This window comes from Pseudomonas sp. GW821-FHT09E12 (assembly GCF_059416085.1).
Window position 1 is genome coordinate 558,246 of the sequence record NZ_JBWKOM010000001.1, and the last position, 14,629, is coordinate 572,874.

Annotated in this window: 12 protein-coding genes; all 12 read right to left on the reverse strand. The window is 48.0% G+C overall.

Translation table 11 applies throughout. The features are described from left to right. Positions 1 to 48: 48 nt before the first annotated feature. Positions 49 to 924, reverse strand: coding sequence for a LysR substrate-binding domain-containing protein (locus tag AC07PQ_RS02540; RefSeq protein WP_493184540.1), 876 nt, complete (start codon positions 922 to 924; stop codon positions 49 to 51). A gap of 298 nt (positions 925 to 1,222) precedes the next feature. Continuing rightward, positions 1,223 to 2,215 carry a YopT-type cysteine protease domain-containing protein gene (locus tag AC07PQ_RS02545; protein WP_493184539.1) on the reverse strand — a complete coding sequence of 331 codons (993 nt, stop codon included), beginning with the start codon at positions 2,213 to 2,215 and terminating at the stop codon, positions 1,223 to 1,225. A gap of 172 nt (positions 2,216 to 2,387) precedes the next feature. Beyond that, the gene (locus AC07PQ_RS02550; RefSeq protein ID WP_493184861.1) at positions 2,388 to 3,662 is read right to left on the reverse strand and encodes an OprD family porin; all 1,275 of its coding nucleotides are present in this window, start codon (positions 3,660 to 3,662) and stop codon (positions 2,388 to 2,390) included. Between the two features lie 224 nt (positions 3,663 to 3,886). Beyond that, entirely contained in the window at positions 3,887 to 4,747 is an 861-nt protein-coding gene (locus AC07PQ_RS02555; RefSeq protein WP_493184538.1) for an IQM protein middle domain-containing protein, read from the reverse strand. Between the two features lie 273 nt (positions 4,748 to 5,020). Continuing rightward, the gene (locus AC07PQ_RS02560; protein WP_493184537.1) at positions 5,021 to 5,635 is read right to left on the reverse strand and encodes a thiol:disulfide interchange protein DsbA/DsbL; all 615 of its coding nucleotides are present in this window, start codon (positions 5,633 to 5,635) and stop codon (positions 5,021 to 5,023) included. Positions 5,636 to 6,276: 641 nt separating this feature from the next. Further along, positions 6,277 to 7,434, reverse strand: coding sequence for a TDT family transporter (locus AC07PQ_RS02565; protein WP_493184536.1), 1,158 nt, complete (start codon positions 7,432 to 7,434; stop codon positions 6,277 to 6,279). A gap of 506 nt (positions 7,435 to 7,940) precedes the next feature. After that, positions 7,941 to 8,801, reverse strand: coding sequence for an IQM protein middle domain-containing protein (locus tag AC07PQ_RS02570; protein ID WP_493184535.1), 861 nt, complete (start codon positions 8,799 to 8,801; stop codon positions 7,941 to 7,943). 875 nt (positions 8,802 to 9,676) lie between these two features. Then, a complete protein-coding gene (locus AC07PQ_RS02575) occupies positions 9,677 to 10,753 on the reverse strand; it encodes a hypothetical protein (RefSeq protein WP_493184534.1) in 1,077 nt (358 codons plus the stop codon). A 68-nt stretch (positions 10,754 to 10,821) separates the two neighbouring features. Next, on the reverse strand, positions 10,822 to 11,688 hold the full coding sequence (locus AC07PQ_RS02580) for a hypothetical protein (RefSeq protein WP_493184533.1): 867 nt from the start codon (positions 11,686 to 11,688) through the stop codon (positions 10,822 to 10,824). Between the two features lie 166 nt (positions 11,689 to 11,854). Then, positions 11,855 to 12,601, reverse strand: a complete 747-nt coding sequence (locus tag AC07PQ_RS02585; RefSeq protein WP_493184532.1) for a hypothetical protein — start codon at positions 12,599 to 12,601, stop codon at positions 11,855 to 11,857. An 83-nt stretch (positions 12,602 to 12,684) separates the two neighbouring features. Further along, positions 12,685 to 13,584: a hypothetical protein gene (locus AC07PQ_RS02590; RefSeq protein ID WP_493184531.1), complete on the reverse strand. Its 900-nt coding sequence runs from the start codon at positions 13,582 to 13,584 to the stop codon at positions 12,685 to 12,687. A gap of 107 nt (positions 13,585 to 13,691) precedes the next feature. Beyond that, positions 13,692 to 14,618 carry a Pvc16 family protein gene (locus AC07PQ_RS02595; RefSeq protein ID WP_493184530.1) on the reverse strand — a complete coding sequence of 309 codons (927 nt, stop codon included), beginning with the start codon at positions 14,616 to 14,618 and terminating at the stop codon, positions 13,692 to 13,694. Between the last annotated feature and the right edge of the window lie 11 nt (positions 14,619 to 14,629).

A 14,629-nucleotide genomic window follows, 5' to 3' on the forward strand; every position in this document is an offset into this window, starting at 1 on the left:
TTGGGCAGAGCTCACCGCTCTGCCCTTTTTTTTGCCCGTCGTTTGCGGTTACTGCTCGAGCAAGGAAAGCAATTCGCGCTCGGCCGGCCCATCAGGTACGGCCGCGCGACGCACAATGCTCAACGTCCGGCGAAGCGTGAGCTGCGCGCAGGGTAAAGGGATGAGTACGTCGTTGGCCAATTCATCCGCGATACTGATGGCGGGCAGCCAGGCAATGCCGCCGCCATGAATGGCAGCCTGCTTGATGGCCTCGGTGTTGCCAAACTCCATGATCGATCCTTGTTGCACGTCCAGATCTTCGAGTACTGCCGCAATCAATTCGCGCGTACCCGATCCCACCTCGCGCATCAGTAACGGCTCGTCATTAAGATCCCGGGGGTTGATGGCGGTAGCATCGGCCAAGCGGTGCCACGCGGCCACTACCGGCAACAAATCGTCCTCGCGAAAATGGGTCACGGTCAAACCGTTTATATGCAAAGGACCTTCAATGAACCCCAGCGAGTAGCGCATGTCCGCAACGGCCTGAGAAACCTGTCCCGTGTTACCCACGAAAAGACTGACCTTCACACCTGGATTGTTACTGCGAAAACGAGCAAGAACGCGCGGCAACACATAGGTACCGATGGTGTTGCTCGCGGCTATGGATAAGTGCCCAACCTTGGCGCTTGCGAGTTCCTTCATCGCCAGGTCAGCCGTTCTGGCAATATCAAAGAGGCGATCGGCATATTCGGCAAGAACTTCGCCGGCGTGCGTCAAACGCATGCCGCGCGGTTGCCGTTCAAAGAGTGTCAGACCGAAGCGTTCCTCCAGTTTGCGCAACTCGCGAGACAGCGCCGGCTGCGAGATGTGCAGCGCTTTTGCAGAGGCGGTAATGCTGCCGGTTTTGGCAATCGTGTGAAAGACTAAGAGGTGATGAAGGTTCATATAGGCGAAGAAAGAATGGCTATGAGCAAATGCTAGCGGGTACTCAGTCTATCCAGGATCTGGACGATGCAGTCAGCGCCAGCCGTAAAATCGAAGTGACGTGACAGCGCTGAGCCGACACCATGGCTAAGCAAGTCAAATAACCGCACGATATTAGCCTATCCGCTACTCCCTGCACATCGTCCCCCCCGTAAGTAGATCCAGCCAGAATAGAAACACCGCCCCATTCCCGCCGATCCGCGCGCACAATTGTCCGAGCATCGTCGGAACGAGATATCGAGCACTGGGCAGCAAGCTGTTATATGTTGCAAATCAAGCGTAATCGGCCTTTTGTCAAGCGCCGATAGCAAATACTGATGTAATCGTCCAGGAAAGAATTGATCTGGTGTTCTTCCTTGAAGGAAAACACGCCTCTATTAGGGTCGAACATCAGGTAAAGTGAGTCTTTACGATCAACAAAAACCCCCATGGTATGGCCTGTTGTTTTCGAGTCCTGATCAATTAGATTTACAAAATACTTTCCATCACCCTCAATTTCTTCAAAGCACTCTGTACTCTTATCCTCCCAGGCAAGTTGCCTATCTCTCATGTATCTGCCTATAGCGCCATGGTCCTCCACTAAAGACATCAACTCTTTACGACCTTCGTAGGCATTAATATTGTTAAAAAAATCCACAAATTGCCCTGAACCTTGATCCGCCAGCCACTTCAACACTAATGGATAACAAAGCCTCTTTTTGCTTAAATCATCAGTGCCTGAAAAACCCTCTTGGCTGAATTCAACTTTCAGCGCCCCTTCATATACAGCCAGCATGTTGTGAAGCAGCTCAGGAAATGTTTTTTGCAGCACGCTTATTAACTTATAGGCCTTGCGCGGAGAAAACAAACTGTGCAAATCAATTTTTTTCTTTTCACATTGACTTTTGATAAAAGCTTTGGCCCCCACCGTCGGCATGGCTTCATGTAAGTCCAGATAAGTTCTCGGCTGGGACTCAAACGTAGCACCTAACAACTCGAACATTTTTTTGAGATGTACAGGGACTGGTATTTTTTGGTTTTTTGGATTATTTCTTGAATCTATCTGCATTGAGCTTTTACAGTCAGTATCTACAAGAGGTTCATCATTGATGGCGGGCCTTTCAAGAAGGGTAATGCAATTTTCTCTCCAGGCAATATAAGCTTCTTTTGCCTTTCTGTTTTCTCTTTTAACTCGAAGGGAGGATTTACTTAAGTTCTCTTTTGAAGCCATTGCCTTGGCAGACCATACTTCTGCTATTTTGTTGATTTTCATATATTCTGAAATAAGCTGGAATATGAATGTATTGATGAGCTGAAAGATCCTTTTTCTTGAGTCTTTAGAAAAGCCAATGCCCCAACAAGCTGGGGCATTGGATTTTTCTTAACCTTGGTAGATCGCGCTTTCAAACCCTCTGAAAGCCTGCTGACCTGTTGCTTTTTGATGCCTAGAAGATATTGAGTGGGTAATCGACTATCACCCGGTACTCATCGGTGTCGGTACCCAGTGCCCCATAACCATTGCTGCCACGGTTGGTCGCCCATTGCAGATCTACCGCTAGATCCTTGGCCGTACCGCCCTGTACCACATACTTGAGATCGATATCACGCTCCCAGTGTTTGGCATTCTCACCATCTGCATTGTAGAAACTGGCATAACCACGGCTGTTCGGATCAACCTTGCTCAGGTCCAGCGTGCCACGGGAATAGGACATGGCCGAGCTCAGGCCCGGCAGGCCGAGGCCGGCGAAGTCGTAGGCGTACTTGAGCTTCCATGAACGCTCGTTGGGGCCGTTGAAGTCCGAGTACTGCTGCGAATTATCAAGGGGGATGCTGCCCTGGCTGATGTAGTCGAACGGGGTGTTGCCATTCACTCGCTGGTAGGCAGCGGTGAGGCTGTGATGGCCGACCCCCAGGGTGAAATGCAAGCTGTAGGTGTTGTTGTCGATGTCGCCCAGTAGCGCGTCGCCGGTGTCCTGAGTGTGATAGAAGTGCAGGCCTGGGTTCAGGGTTACCAGCTCGTTCAGCGCATAGCTGTAGTCGAGGTCGTAGTAGTACTGGTTCCAGATGTCCTTGAGTTCGGCGGCGTACAGGCTGCTGGTCAGGCCCGGTAAGCCGCTCCAGGCTACGCCGGCCCAGTTCAGGTGCCGACTTTCGTCATTGTCTGCCAGTTTGCCGTAAGACGTGCCGATACGCCGGTGGCCGCTCTGGTTGTAAAGCTTGGTGAAGCTGGCCTGGCCGCCTTCGAGCAGCCAGCCGTCGAAGCTGTGGTTGGTCAGGCTGATCCCGCGGAAGGTCTGTGGCAACAGGCGGGTCTGGCCAGCAATCACCGGATTGTTGAGAAACAGGTCACCAGCTTTCAGCTCAGTGTCCAGGGCACGCATTTTTAGGGTGCCACCACCGGTTGAAAACGAGCCTGGCGCTTTGCCGTTGCCATCGCTGACCGGCAGGATAGTCGAACCATCAGTGCCGCCACCACCGTCGAGTTTGAGCCCGAGCATGGCGTTGGCATCGAGACCGAAACCGACCGTACCCTGGGTGTAACCCGACTCGAAGATACCGATGAAACTCTGACCCCACTCAATGTTGTCGTCGGTCTGCTGCTGACGGTTGCGGTTCATGTAGTAGTTGCGGGTGTCGAGTTTAAGGCTGGAACCTTCGATAAAACCTTCTTGACTGGAATGCTCTGCTGCCTGAGCACTGGCCCCTATCGCCGCGGCCATTGCAATGAATAACGGACTGAGTTTGAGGATAATACTCACGTGAGATATAGCTCCTTGATTAAAAACAGAAGATGCTATTTTAATTATTTGCCCACTCTACCCGTATAAATTTATAGTAAAAAAAACACCTTTTCTTCAATATCATGATCAAACGCTACCTTAGCAAGTTAGCAATAGCCCCCCATCTTCTCCATGGATCACTGATAAAATAGCCATAGTTGTTCTCAAGGCCCATATTTGGTTAACTTGGAAAATGCTATTTTCTTCTGTTCCATATCGCTGCCGTTCAGGTAGTCACGATTCAAGGGGGATGCCACCAGACCCTCACGACGAAGGTTATCAGCCTTATACAACACCCATTCCCACTCATCTGGCGCACTGCTTTCTGAAGGAAGGCGAATCAGTGCCTGGCTCAAATCTGCATGTTTTTCGTGTAGAAAATCTAATGTTGCTAATTTTTGCTCTTTTTTAGGTCTGTAGTGACCACTAGTGGAGTCGATATACAATATTCTGCCATGTGCAATCGCTATCATCCCAGCATCTTGAATATTTCCTCCCGCAGTAAAGCTAGAGTGTTGGAAGCGCCCTGGAATACTCTTGTTTATGTACATCCTGCCATCCACATCAAGAACATAGGCGTACAACCCCCAGCGCCACTCAGTATAGTCGCCCGACTCTTTTGCATTTTTCCCCAGTAAATCACTTCCATTTGCTGCGTACATCAAACTCCCTTCTTGAGACACGCTCACCTCATACTTTCTACGTTGTTCCTTAGTAAGATATTGAACATTTCCTTTTTTATTCTCCCCTTTATATTCTGACAGCATAGGGATGCTTTTTTTATATTCGGGCTTTGCAGGTCGCGATGATCTCCCGGTGCTCCCAGGCAGTTCTAATGAGCGAGGAGCATATACGCAATTATCCGAGCTATCTTGCCCTCCTCCAAAACAAGCGTTGAAGATCCAGGCACTACCACTATTGGTTGCCTGGCTTCGAACTGACACCTCCTTGGACAGCTCTTGATTTCTGCAGGAGGATGACTTCGCTCCAGAGTACTTATCTTTTTTCAATGCATGCTTCAACATAAAATACTCGCCATTTTAAATCTGCCTATTTTCATATACAGCACACCAATCAAACACCAGAATCCAACGGCGCTTAATTAGATTATATTTCCAAACGAAAAATAGGATAACGCAGCCAACCATCCACCACTACTGACTAATATTAAAAAATAAAAATATTGATATTAACGTGAGAGAAGCAAACCTCCGCCTCCCTCATGCCATGGCCATTACATGAACGCCTACTTCGGCGCCATTGAACAACCCGTTAACTCCTTAGCACTTTCCAAGAGTCTAACCGTGTAACGTTAACAAACGTGTAAGAGCAGCAGATACTGCTTCAGGGGACCCCATCATATTGGAGTCAGTAACGTATTTATCATTCACCACAAAACTGGGCACCGCTTGGATTTTATAGCGTTGGGCAAGTCTATCTCCTTGAGCCATCCGGCTTTTAACTGCAAATGAATCAATTTTTTGCTCAGCAATTTTTCTTTCTATGCAGAGCCCAACAAAAAAGTCAGCAATCTCCTTACTGGTCTCCAGCTTCCCGCCGCGGCGCGCCAGTTCAAATAGCGCATGGTTCGTGACGACTTGAATATCAAGCGCCTCACCAATATAAAAGGCTTTAGCGTAACCTTCCCATTGTTTGCTGCCAAAAGTGACAGGGACTCGAGTCAGGGCTACGTCGTTTCCAGCCTTGGCAGCCCATTGGGTAATGCTCGGATCGAGTTGCCGACAGTGAGGGCAGCCATACGAAAAAAACTCGAGTACTTTTGGCGATTGGCTTACTGGCTCATTCGTCACTGTATAATTCTTTCCAGCCTGTAATGAAACAACCGAGTCAGCCATGCCCATTGGAATATAAAATATCGCGGGCATAACCAAAGCCAAGCAAAACTTACGCATATAAGTATCTCACCTATTGATGAATGGAAATGTATATATGAGGGTTACTGCACTAGAACAAAGTCCGCCAGTTGCTTCAACTCAACCGACTGCAAACCTGGAAAGGGTGGCATCGGTATCGCCCTCCAACGTCCAGAGCCACCGTGACTGATGTGATCGATAACTTGCTAAATAGCCTGGGCATTGCATCGGTAAGGTGGCAGCGAACAAAGAATGCGTCATTGGGCGTCAGTAGCGACTCATTGAACACCGAAACCGGTGTTTCCAGATGCGGTGTACGAGCGATAACACGCATCAACGGTCTTTTCTGCGGATAAGCCACCAACTCCCGGGTTCCGTTAGCAAAGTCCTGAGTCTCGGTTTCAGCCGCTCGACTGCGCAAGGGTTTGAATGCAAGCCCCGCAGCTACCAGGCTTGCGCCCTGGAGAAAGACACGGCGCTTAATAGTGTTTCCGTTATCAGTGGGCATACGTTCTGTACTCTCAACAAAGGATCGAAGATCACAACCTTCACTTTATTTTTCCCAAGCGCTGCCAATGGCCAGCTCTACGCGCCTGTAGTTGGTCAGATAGGTAATACCGTGAGTCAGATAGACCGCTGACCTCAGGCTTGTAAGCCTGAGGTCGCTATTGATGAGTTGACTATTTAGCTAAAGAGGCGATGCAGGGCGAGACGAAAAGATTGCCTCGATATGCACCCGCGAGCGTCCTGCAAGCCACGATCGACCACATGACCGCCAGCACAAACACCAGACATCCGCCAAAGATATTAAAAAAGCTGGAATGCAAGACCGATCCCAACTTGAGAGTGGTGACGGCATAGACACCGATAGGGAACGTAAAACCCCACCACCCCAGGTTAAAAGGAATACCTGCCTTGAAGTAACGGATCGTGATCAAGGTGGCCATTGCCATCCACCACAATCCCAGGCCCCAGAAGAGAATGCCGGAAATCAGTCCAATACCTTGAGCTACCTCGCCAACTCCTTGCAGCCCCTGCGCCGCAAAGATCGCTGGGGCGTCGCCGCCGATGACCAGCATGCCCAATGCCCCCGTACCGATAGGCCCCAGCGACAACCAACTGGATGCGGCCATGCTTTCGTGAGGAAGTTTGTGCAACGCCATGCGCAACAACAAGATGACCAAAATGCTCAACGCGACGGGAACCGAATAGGCCCACAGTACATAGCTGGTGATCAACATAATGAATTGCGCGCCTGTATCGAGCAGGTGCGGAGCCAACAACCCACCGCTGGCAGCCGCCACTTCTGCAGCAACCACGGGCAGCAACCAGACAGCCGTCATTTGATCGATGCTGTGCTGTTGACGGGTGAACATCATGTAAGGAATCAACACACCGCAGACGAGTGCCATGGCGACATCGATCCACCATAGGGCTTCGGCAAGCGGTATGAGGCCAGAGCCCCAACGAGGAACCCCAAACACCAGCAGACCATTGATAATGGTCGCAAGCCCCATCGGAATAGTGCCGAAAAACATCGAGACCGTGGAATGCCCGAAGATCTGCTTGGCCTCATCGAAAAACATGATCCACCGAGCCATGTACAGGGCACTGAAGGTGCAGAACAGCACGATGTTCAACATCCAAAGCCCTTCGGCAATGGATCGCAGGCCCGGGATGGCCAGCGGAAACTGAGCCAGGGCCAAGGCCAGGATGCCGGTGCCCATGGTGGCGGCGAACCAGTTCGGCGTGAACTGGCGTATCGCCTCCCGTGGTCGGCTCAAATGGCTAAGGGGTTTGGCTCCCGCATTGATAGCTGCGAGATCTCTAAGCGACATGGTGATCTTCCTGATGTGTGAATGACCGTGTGTTCATTCTAGGGGATTTCTTTATCGGCTTTTCGCCGTATTATCGTCATACGTTATCGATTTTACCGATAAGGATCTTTCTACGATGACGCACTACGTACGCGCCAAACCGGCAATCTTGCCAGAGCCGGTGTTGAGCAGCGAGTAGATGGATTGGGCAATGGCCCTGACAAACTGGTCATACAAAGTCATTGCGCTGGGCAAAGCCGTAGGTTATTTGGCCAGCAACCGAAGTACGCTGGTGCGGTATACCAAAGCCAATCACTTGCCCAACCCCAGTTTTGGCGCCGGGGGCATCATGAGTAGCATGCTCCCGAAAGAAATCGAGTCGGGAGCACAGCATCGAGGATTAAGGGGCGGCTTTGAATACGGGACTCATGGGACAATTACGCCGTAACCAGGAATGCTTTTCATCACCACATCTAAGGGGACAGAAAGTCTCTGCCCCCGATACAGGCAGCTGCTCCAATTCAATTTCAATGAATATGGGTTGCCGAGCGCGCTGTAAGAGTTGCCAAACGTGCACGAACATCCATCGAGGGGCGCATGGCCTCTTTTTCCGCCATAGTCGGAGCCCATCGAGGTTTTGCATTAATGCCTTTTAGTCTCAAACTGCTGGCTCGATAGAGATCTGTTTGATGGATCAATGAGAATCTTGAAGTGGGATGCGGCAGAACGAACACCTTCGACAGATCTAGTCCATGTTCTGTAAGGTAATCGACTGAAACCAGCTTCTGTTCGGCGGAAGGTTTGTAATGACCGCTCTTTGAATTAAAAAAAAGCAGCTGGCCATTAACTACTGAAATCATGCCCGCATCTCGGACTTCACCTCCAGACATGAAGCTAGAGTGATGCATCAACCCAGCTTCATGCCTGGCAATGTACATGGTATTGTCCGGAGCGATTACATATGCCATCACATTTTGACTCCAGTCTCTATAATCATTGTGCAATGACTCACCCCGCTCATTGACTAACGTGCCCGTTGCCTTGTATTTAATCAAACCGCCATCAATGGTTATTGCATATTGCTTTCGCGTCTCCTCATCAAGATATTTTACGCCGTTGGCGGACTCTCCAACATACTGAGGATCCATTGATATGCTTGACTGATATTCCGGTGTGGCCGGTCTGGTAAATGCTATTTCTGGTATCGTTTCAGGAGACAAAACGGCAAGCCTGTTTTTTTTTGACGGCCTATTAAAACCAAAACAGGAAAAACAACCGTGGTTCTCATCGACTTCCTCTTGATCTACGTCAACGCTAGAATTCCTTGATGAAACTGACTTTTTCGAGACGCGACGCCCCCTTAATAAACTCACGAATTTATTTGGCATACTACCTCCTATTCTTTTGCTATGGGAAATTCAACAAGCCTTATCTAACCGCTGCAGCGTAAAGACTCCTAACAAAGGGTTATTCAGACGGAAATTAATGTTTTCACTACACTTAGCGCCGAAAGAACTCAGCCAACTCGGATTAGGGTACTCGAGAGTTTTCGACATACTACAGACAAGGTTTAGGGCTTTCGGTTTAACCCCTTATCATCGTCCTGAGTAAAACTGCGCCAGTGCACCCTATTAGCGCACACTGTGGACTTCTTGTGCCAGTTTCTTTTATCAGTTCTAAAGCTTTGTTTTTTACAACAAACCTCTTGCGCCTGATTAATACTCTCTTTCACATTCCGGATAGCCCTGACTGTACCTGTATAGTCGTTAACAACTCTATCAAAAAGATCAAGACTATGACTCAGACCATCAATCAGGATTATTTCGGCGCGTCTATTTCCACCGGATTCCCGGACAGCATAATAGGCTCTAAGCTGTGGAAATCCATACAGTAAGATAATAGGTACCAGGACTGGCTCCCGACATTATTGCTCGCCCCCTCCCTCAACCCTATCGATTTTTTGAGCTGCCTCAGATATCGTCGCTTCATATTCACTATCCATACCTACCTCAAACCCCACCCATATCGAAACCCATTAAACATCCAACTTTCAAGAAAACATCTATTCGGCCAAATTACTTCTAAAACTTCTCAGAAACCCATACTTCAATTAAGCTCGACTACACCCTCAACTACAACGCCAGAGTAAAACATGTAGAGCATCCGTTGTCGTTGCCTTGCTCACATTTGGCGAATACGTCATTAACTTATGCCTGTTAGAGCGGCTAAATCTCACCTTGATCCATTTTAACGAGCCTAGCGCTCAAGCTAGAGGGTATTCTTGGATGGTGACATAACCATTTTTCCCCTCCACCAATGCACCATCTTTCCAATGGGAAGGTAATGGTGTATTTATTCGCCTATAAAACTCAACGAGTTCTTGTCTACCCTCCAGTATTTCCCAACAGCCTCTGTTCACAACAGCCACAGGAAAGGGGCCAGGATTGGCAACCACACCTAAATACCCATTATCTCTTACAACCTTTTCACGTTCGAACTTCCACATATACGGCACAAAATTAACTTGAGGGCCATGACGAATAACATTCATGGTCGTGCTTTCAAATGGCCGTTTTGAATCTACAGCTGCGACCTCTTTATTGATCAAGTCGATCACAGCTTTCTCCTCTGAGGAGCCCGCCTCGGGGATATGCCCTGAGGCGCCGCTTTTAGAGAAAAGAATGATGTCATGCATATCATAGTCCCCTGTATAAGGCGTGATGAATTTTCGCCTTACCAGGGTATGAAAAAGCTCTTGATTTTGAGGATGATCCAAATTAATCGAAAACTGTTCATCATCACCACTTATATGGTTATATACATAAACCCCTTTAATATCGGAAGAGCTACTTTTTTTACTACTTATCTTTTCTTTCCACACTCCCACAAACCCGCGAAGCTTATTCTCCTCAATCGTTGACAACCTTGCAGGGCTTTGTGATCGATAGGCTTTTTTAATCGAGTCAGGTTTGATGGTTTTTTCTAAAATATTGTGTCCTTTGGCTGCCGCTCCGATCTTCAAAGCTTCAATAGTGCTAGGACCCGTCTCGCGAAAACTAACCGCCATATTATTTTCACGAGATGCTTTCTCAATAGCTCGCATATGAAGTTCTAGAATAAACCTTTCTGCCACTTGAGTTCTTGCTACCTCATCAACGACTCGAGGCTGCATCGTACTCTTAGCGCGAACGGACCTGAAACTCAAAGCAGTCTTCTGCTGTGGAGGGATAAGTTCTGCAGAACTTCGCTTATAAAATCCGGCCTTTCTCGTAGTGGGTGATATAAAGCCATGCAACCTAGTAATAGGTGCCGAATACTGACTCTCCGGAGTTGTTTGCATTCCCTCCTCCGCCCGCCCCTTTTTTCGAGTCCTCTCGGACATCACTGTTTCATATTCTCCATCCATACCTAGCTCGCATTTTCTCTCCCATCTAGATACCTCTGATATGCAACCCTAAGTTCCTCTTTATATTTTCGATATTCTTTATAATTGGAAATATAATCAATATCATAAGGTGATAAACCTTGCCCAGCCAAGTCATCCTTGGCATTTCTCGCCCCCCTGTCCCAACGCAGCCTAAGCCGAGCCAACCAATCATTTTTATTATAAATCTCTGTAAGCAGGGTCGCTTCCGGCAACGTCTTAACTTTATTCTGTATAACAGTCGCTCGTGACTTGATTAGCCTCCAAGAATCCAGTGAGTTTCTGATCAGTGATAGCTCTCGATAATCTTCATCTGATATTCTCTTCGCGCTGTAAACGGCAATAACATCTGATTTTTCAACCCCATTATAAATAAGCCCTTCCTGGGAGCCCTTGGCAAAATTGATTGCCAGGTACTTGTTAGGGTCGAGATCTATTTTTTTTCTCGTCTGTTTAGCATAATCACTTAAAAGTATTTGTTGATCTCTAGATGTAGTGAGATCATAAAACTTCCGCCCCTTCGGGACTTTAAACTTTACCACCCTCCCATCAAGATCTTTTGCAGCCCAACTTCCCGCCACCTTTAACGAACGACTATATGAAACCCAGCGAGATTTAACTTTAGCCTTTGTGCCAGCACGAACATGAGCAAAGGCCGATTTTTTCGGATCTGAGTTCGCGGGTGGTTTAATGCCATTCATTACGGGCTCTTCATCCTTTCTGAGCGTCCGATATCCGATCTTACTGCATTCACTTTCTGATTCACCTTCAGAATCAGGGTGCCGCTTCCTCACCCTTGGTGTTTGCTTCTTTAGTGAGGCCTTATCTTTTTCGGATTGCACCCTAGGCATCTTTTAATCTCCAAGCTTGGCTACCAGTATATTTACAATTCTATCTTCTGGAGCATCACTACCTATATTAGAAAGCATGGCAGGTGGTATGACTGCATGCTTCATATTCAACCATTCGACTGCAAAACACTCTATTTCGTGCACCTAAATATAAAACTGATAAGACTCAAGATTTTAATTCGAAGCGGCGGTACTCAAGCGTCTCAATCTTCCTAATGGTAAAACGTTGACTCAAGGACGAAGCACCGATGATCACTTCATAATCCTCAATATTTTCAGCGGAATCTATACTATGCGGTCCTTTATAAATTAAGGCTCGCTCTGAAAGAGCATTCATTAGCGGCAAGTCGCCAAGATCCAAGTCCGACCTCGAAGACGCAAGGTAACTGCGTACAGCATCTGCCTTGCTTTGCCCTGTGAAGTCTGTAGAGCCATGAGAGGGTTTATCATTGACAATCATGCGAACAGGGGAGTTTGCTATCGCCTCATATAAATACACTTTTCCATTTCCATTATCATCAAGATAATCAAAAGCGTACCCCCGAGAAGTCTCCGGGTCGTCAGCAAAATATTGGCCAACCCAATCCTTATCGACATTATTAACATCTGCCAAACGGGCTTGGTCACCTGTCTCTGCAAGAGCAACATCGAAAGTTTCGTATGGAGACATCTTGTAAAGCTTTGCACCGGCTTCAAGATCGATAAACTTTACGTCACTACTGCTCAATGCCAGATCTTTTGAGACTGCATTGCGTGCCCCCCCCCCCCGAGCCCCGTATAACCTCCTAATATCAATTGAGCTATCAATATCATCTTGCATATCGTCATTGAGATCATGCTGGCTGCCAACCTTCCCTGCATTTGATTGCAAGGTCTCCTTGCCAAACATACTTGGATCTGCTTGCTTATACATTCAGGCACCTATAATTATTTATACATCTCGAAGCCCACATGACAGCCTCCAACGAACATCAGCTCAGCTATAGCAGAGCCAACTCAACACCACGCAATACATTTATCAGCACCAGAATCCAGCCTCGAACTCCAAGTTTCCATATCAATTGGCTCTCCTGTTTTCAGATCATAGACATGGCTTGGAAATTCTATTACAGATGACAGCGTTCTAGCACTTGCGCACTTCGGGCTTAATGATTCTATTTCATGCAACAACACCTCAACATAGGTCTGATGCTTCCCGGAAAGAAAAGCGTTCACCTCATTGACACTAATAGCCTTAAAGAATTTTCCTGGGGCGATTAATGACTCTGCTTCAGAATAAGGCTCGTCACTACGAATGGAAAGTGGAGCAAAAACCTTAGCACTCTTATGCCTCTCCAATATATATATTACAGAGCCCCCTTCAAAATATTGCTCATCGCCTTTCTTAAACACTGAAAACTCCTTGGCGATATAGGGACTTTCGGTAAAGGACGTGAAATCAGTGTTACATAAAACATCACCGCTTTTTACTGCACCAACTCGAAACGCCTCTCCAGATGTGCCACCTCTGTAGAGGGTAACGTCTCCAGTCGAAGGTAGCCTATCGACAATATCTATGAACTGCTCTACCCGAGAAAGGCTATCGCGCGGAATATTCGCCTCTCTTGGAAAATAGCCATCCGGGTAGTTCTTCTCGCGACCACACCTTAAAAAGTCGTTCATAAATGGGGAAGAGTCATAGCTGTATGCTTCCGCAAATATTTTTCCATGCTCTCCAAGAGCAAGTGATGATTCTTTGAGGATTGCCTCCTGACGCACTAAGGCTTTTTGACCTTCTTGATATTTTCCCGTAGAGTTATCTGACCTTATTGCCTTTTGCAAAGTTGACTCCTCCCCTGATCGGCTGAAACGAAACATTTCACGTGGCAAACGAGCGTCACCAATATCGTCCTGCATTCCTTTGCTAAGGTCATGCTGGCTCCCCCCCAGCACTTGATTGCAAAACCTCCTTGCTACTTACAACGGGGCTTACCTGCTTATACATTCAAATATTCCTCCTTGGTTTACACCGCTGCAATTAACTTATTGTCGACACTATCAACAAACAGTGCCCCCCCCTCCAACTCGCCAATTGCTTTAGCTTCTGCTTTCCAACCATCGACAACACTCTGGATTACAGCCAAATTGGCCTCCAGCACGACACCAGACAATGTGATATCAAGGTGCTGATCAGGCAACTTGTCATCAGTAAAAGGAGTCCCCACGCAGGTAACAGTCACCTTCTTCAACTGTGCACGAGCGGTATCATCCAACGGGCTCTTCGCATCCAGTGCCGCGACCAGCGCTTCCCAAACCACAGTTCCAGCTTGCCGATAAAAATCAACGCCGGGCTTTTGCGCAACCGCGGCCGATACGGACTTCACCGGGGCCAATTCCGGACTGCGACTGGTCAAACTGATCGGCACCGTGACTTCATAGGTCAAGCACAACCGTGGTTTATTACCCAGCGATTGCCAGAAGTTGCCCAGGCTGTTCAGTTGTTCTGATGGAGGGATCACTCGCCCGTAGAAGTCTGACAATCCGGGATAAGTACGCGCATTGATCAAAGCATTGAGTACATCGTTCATGATCAACACGGCCTGGCTATCGGCCATGGTCGCGGGGGAATCGCTGCTGTTGCTGGCTTTCATTTCCCAATAAGTGATCAGGTAACGGCAGCAAACATTGATGCTTCCTGGCATCAGCATGCCAGTGGACGGTGAAAACTGGCGGCTTGCCCCGGTTCTTAGCGACAGGTCTTCATGCACATCGTAAAGAAACACACTGACTGTTGGATGTGCCGGTGGCTCACCGGTATCCGGCAAGGTAAAAATAATGTCCACGGGATCAGGCAGATATTCTGCCAGCATTGTGCCAATGGTTTTGTTCACTTGAATCAATGTGCTATCGGCAATACGTTTTGGGGACGGATCATCTTGCAAGTTAGCCATAAAGAAACTCC

Coding starts and splice junctions, on each gene's coding strand:
- AC07PQ_RS02560 (WP_493184537.1), bottom strand. CDS start 5,635: ATGCGTAAGTTTTGCTTGGCTTTGGTTATGCCCGCGATATTTTATATT.
- AC07PQ_RS02595 (WP_493184530.1), bottom strand. CDS start 14,618: ATGGCTAACTTGCAAGATGATCCGTCCCCAAAACGTATTGCCGATAGC.
- AC07PQ_RS02540 (WP_493184540.1), bottom strand. CDS start 924: ATGAACCTTCATCACCTCTTAGTCTTTCACACGATTGCCAAAACCGGC.
- AC07PQ_RS02550 (WP_493184861.1), bottom strand. CDS start 3,662: ATGGCCGCGGCGATAGGGGCCAGTGCTCAGGCAGCAGAGCATTCCAGT.
- AC07PQ_RS02590 (WP_493184531.1), bottom strand. CDS start 13,584: ATGCAGGACGATATTGGTGACGCTCGTTTGCCACGTGAAATGTTTCGT.
- AC07PQ_RS02570 (WP_493184535.1), bottom strand. CDS start 8,801: ATGCCAAATAAATTCGTGAGTTTATTAAGGGGGCGTCGCGTCTCGAAA.
- AC07PQ_RS02585 (WP_493184532.1), bottom strand. CDS start 12,601: ATGTATAAGCAAGCAGATCCAAGTATGTTTGGCAAGGAGACCTTGCAA.
- AC07PQ_RS02545 (WP_493184539.1), bottom strand. CDS start 2,215: ATGAAAATCAACAAAATAGCAGAAGTATGGTCTGCCAAGGCAATGGCT.
- AC07PQ_RS02565 (WP_493184536.1), bottom strand. CDS start 7,434: ATGTCGCTTAGAGATCTCGCAGCTATCAATGCGGGAGCCAAACCCCTT.
- AC07PQ_RS02555 (WP_493184538.1), bottom strand. CDS start 4,747: ATGTTGAAGCATGCATTGAAAAAAGATAAGTACTCTGGAGCGAAGTCA.
- AC07PQ_RS02580 (WP_493184533.1), bottom strand. CDS start 11,688: ATGCCTAGGGTGCAATCCGAAAAAGATAAGGCCTCACTAAAGAAGCAA.
- AC07PQ_RS02575 (WP_493184534.1), bottom strand. CDS start 10,753: ATGCAAACAACTCCGGAGAGTCAGTATTCGGCACCTATTACTAGGTTG.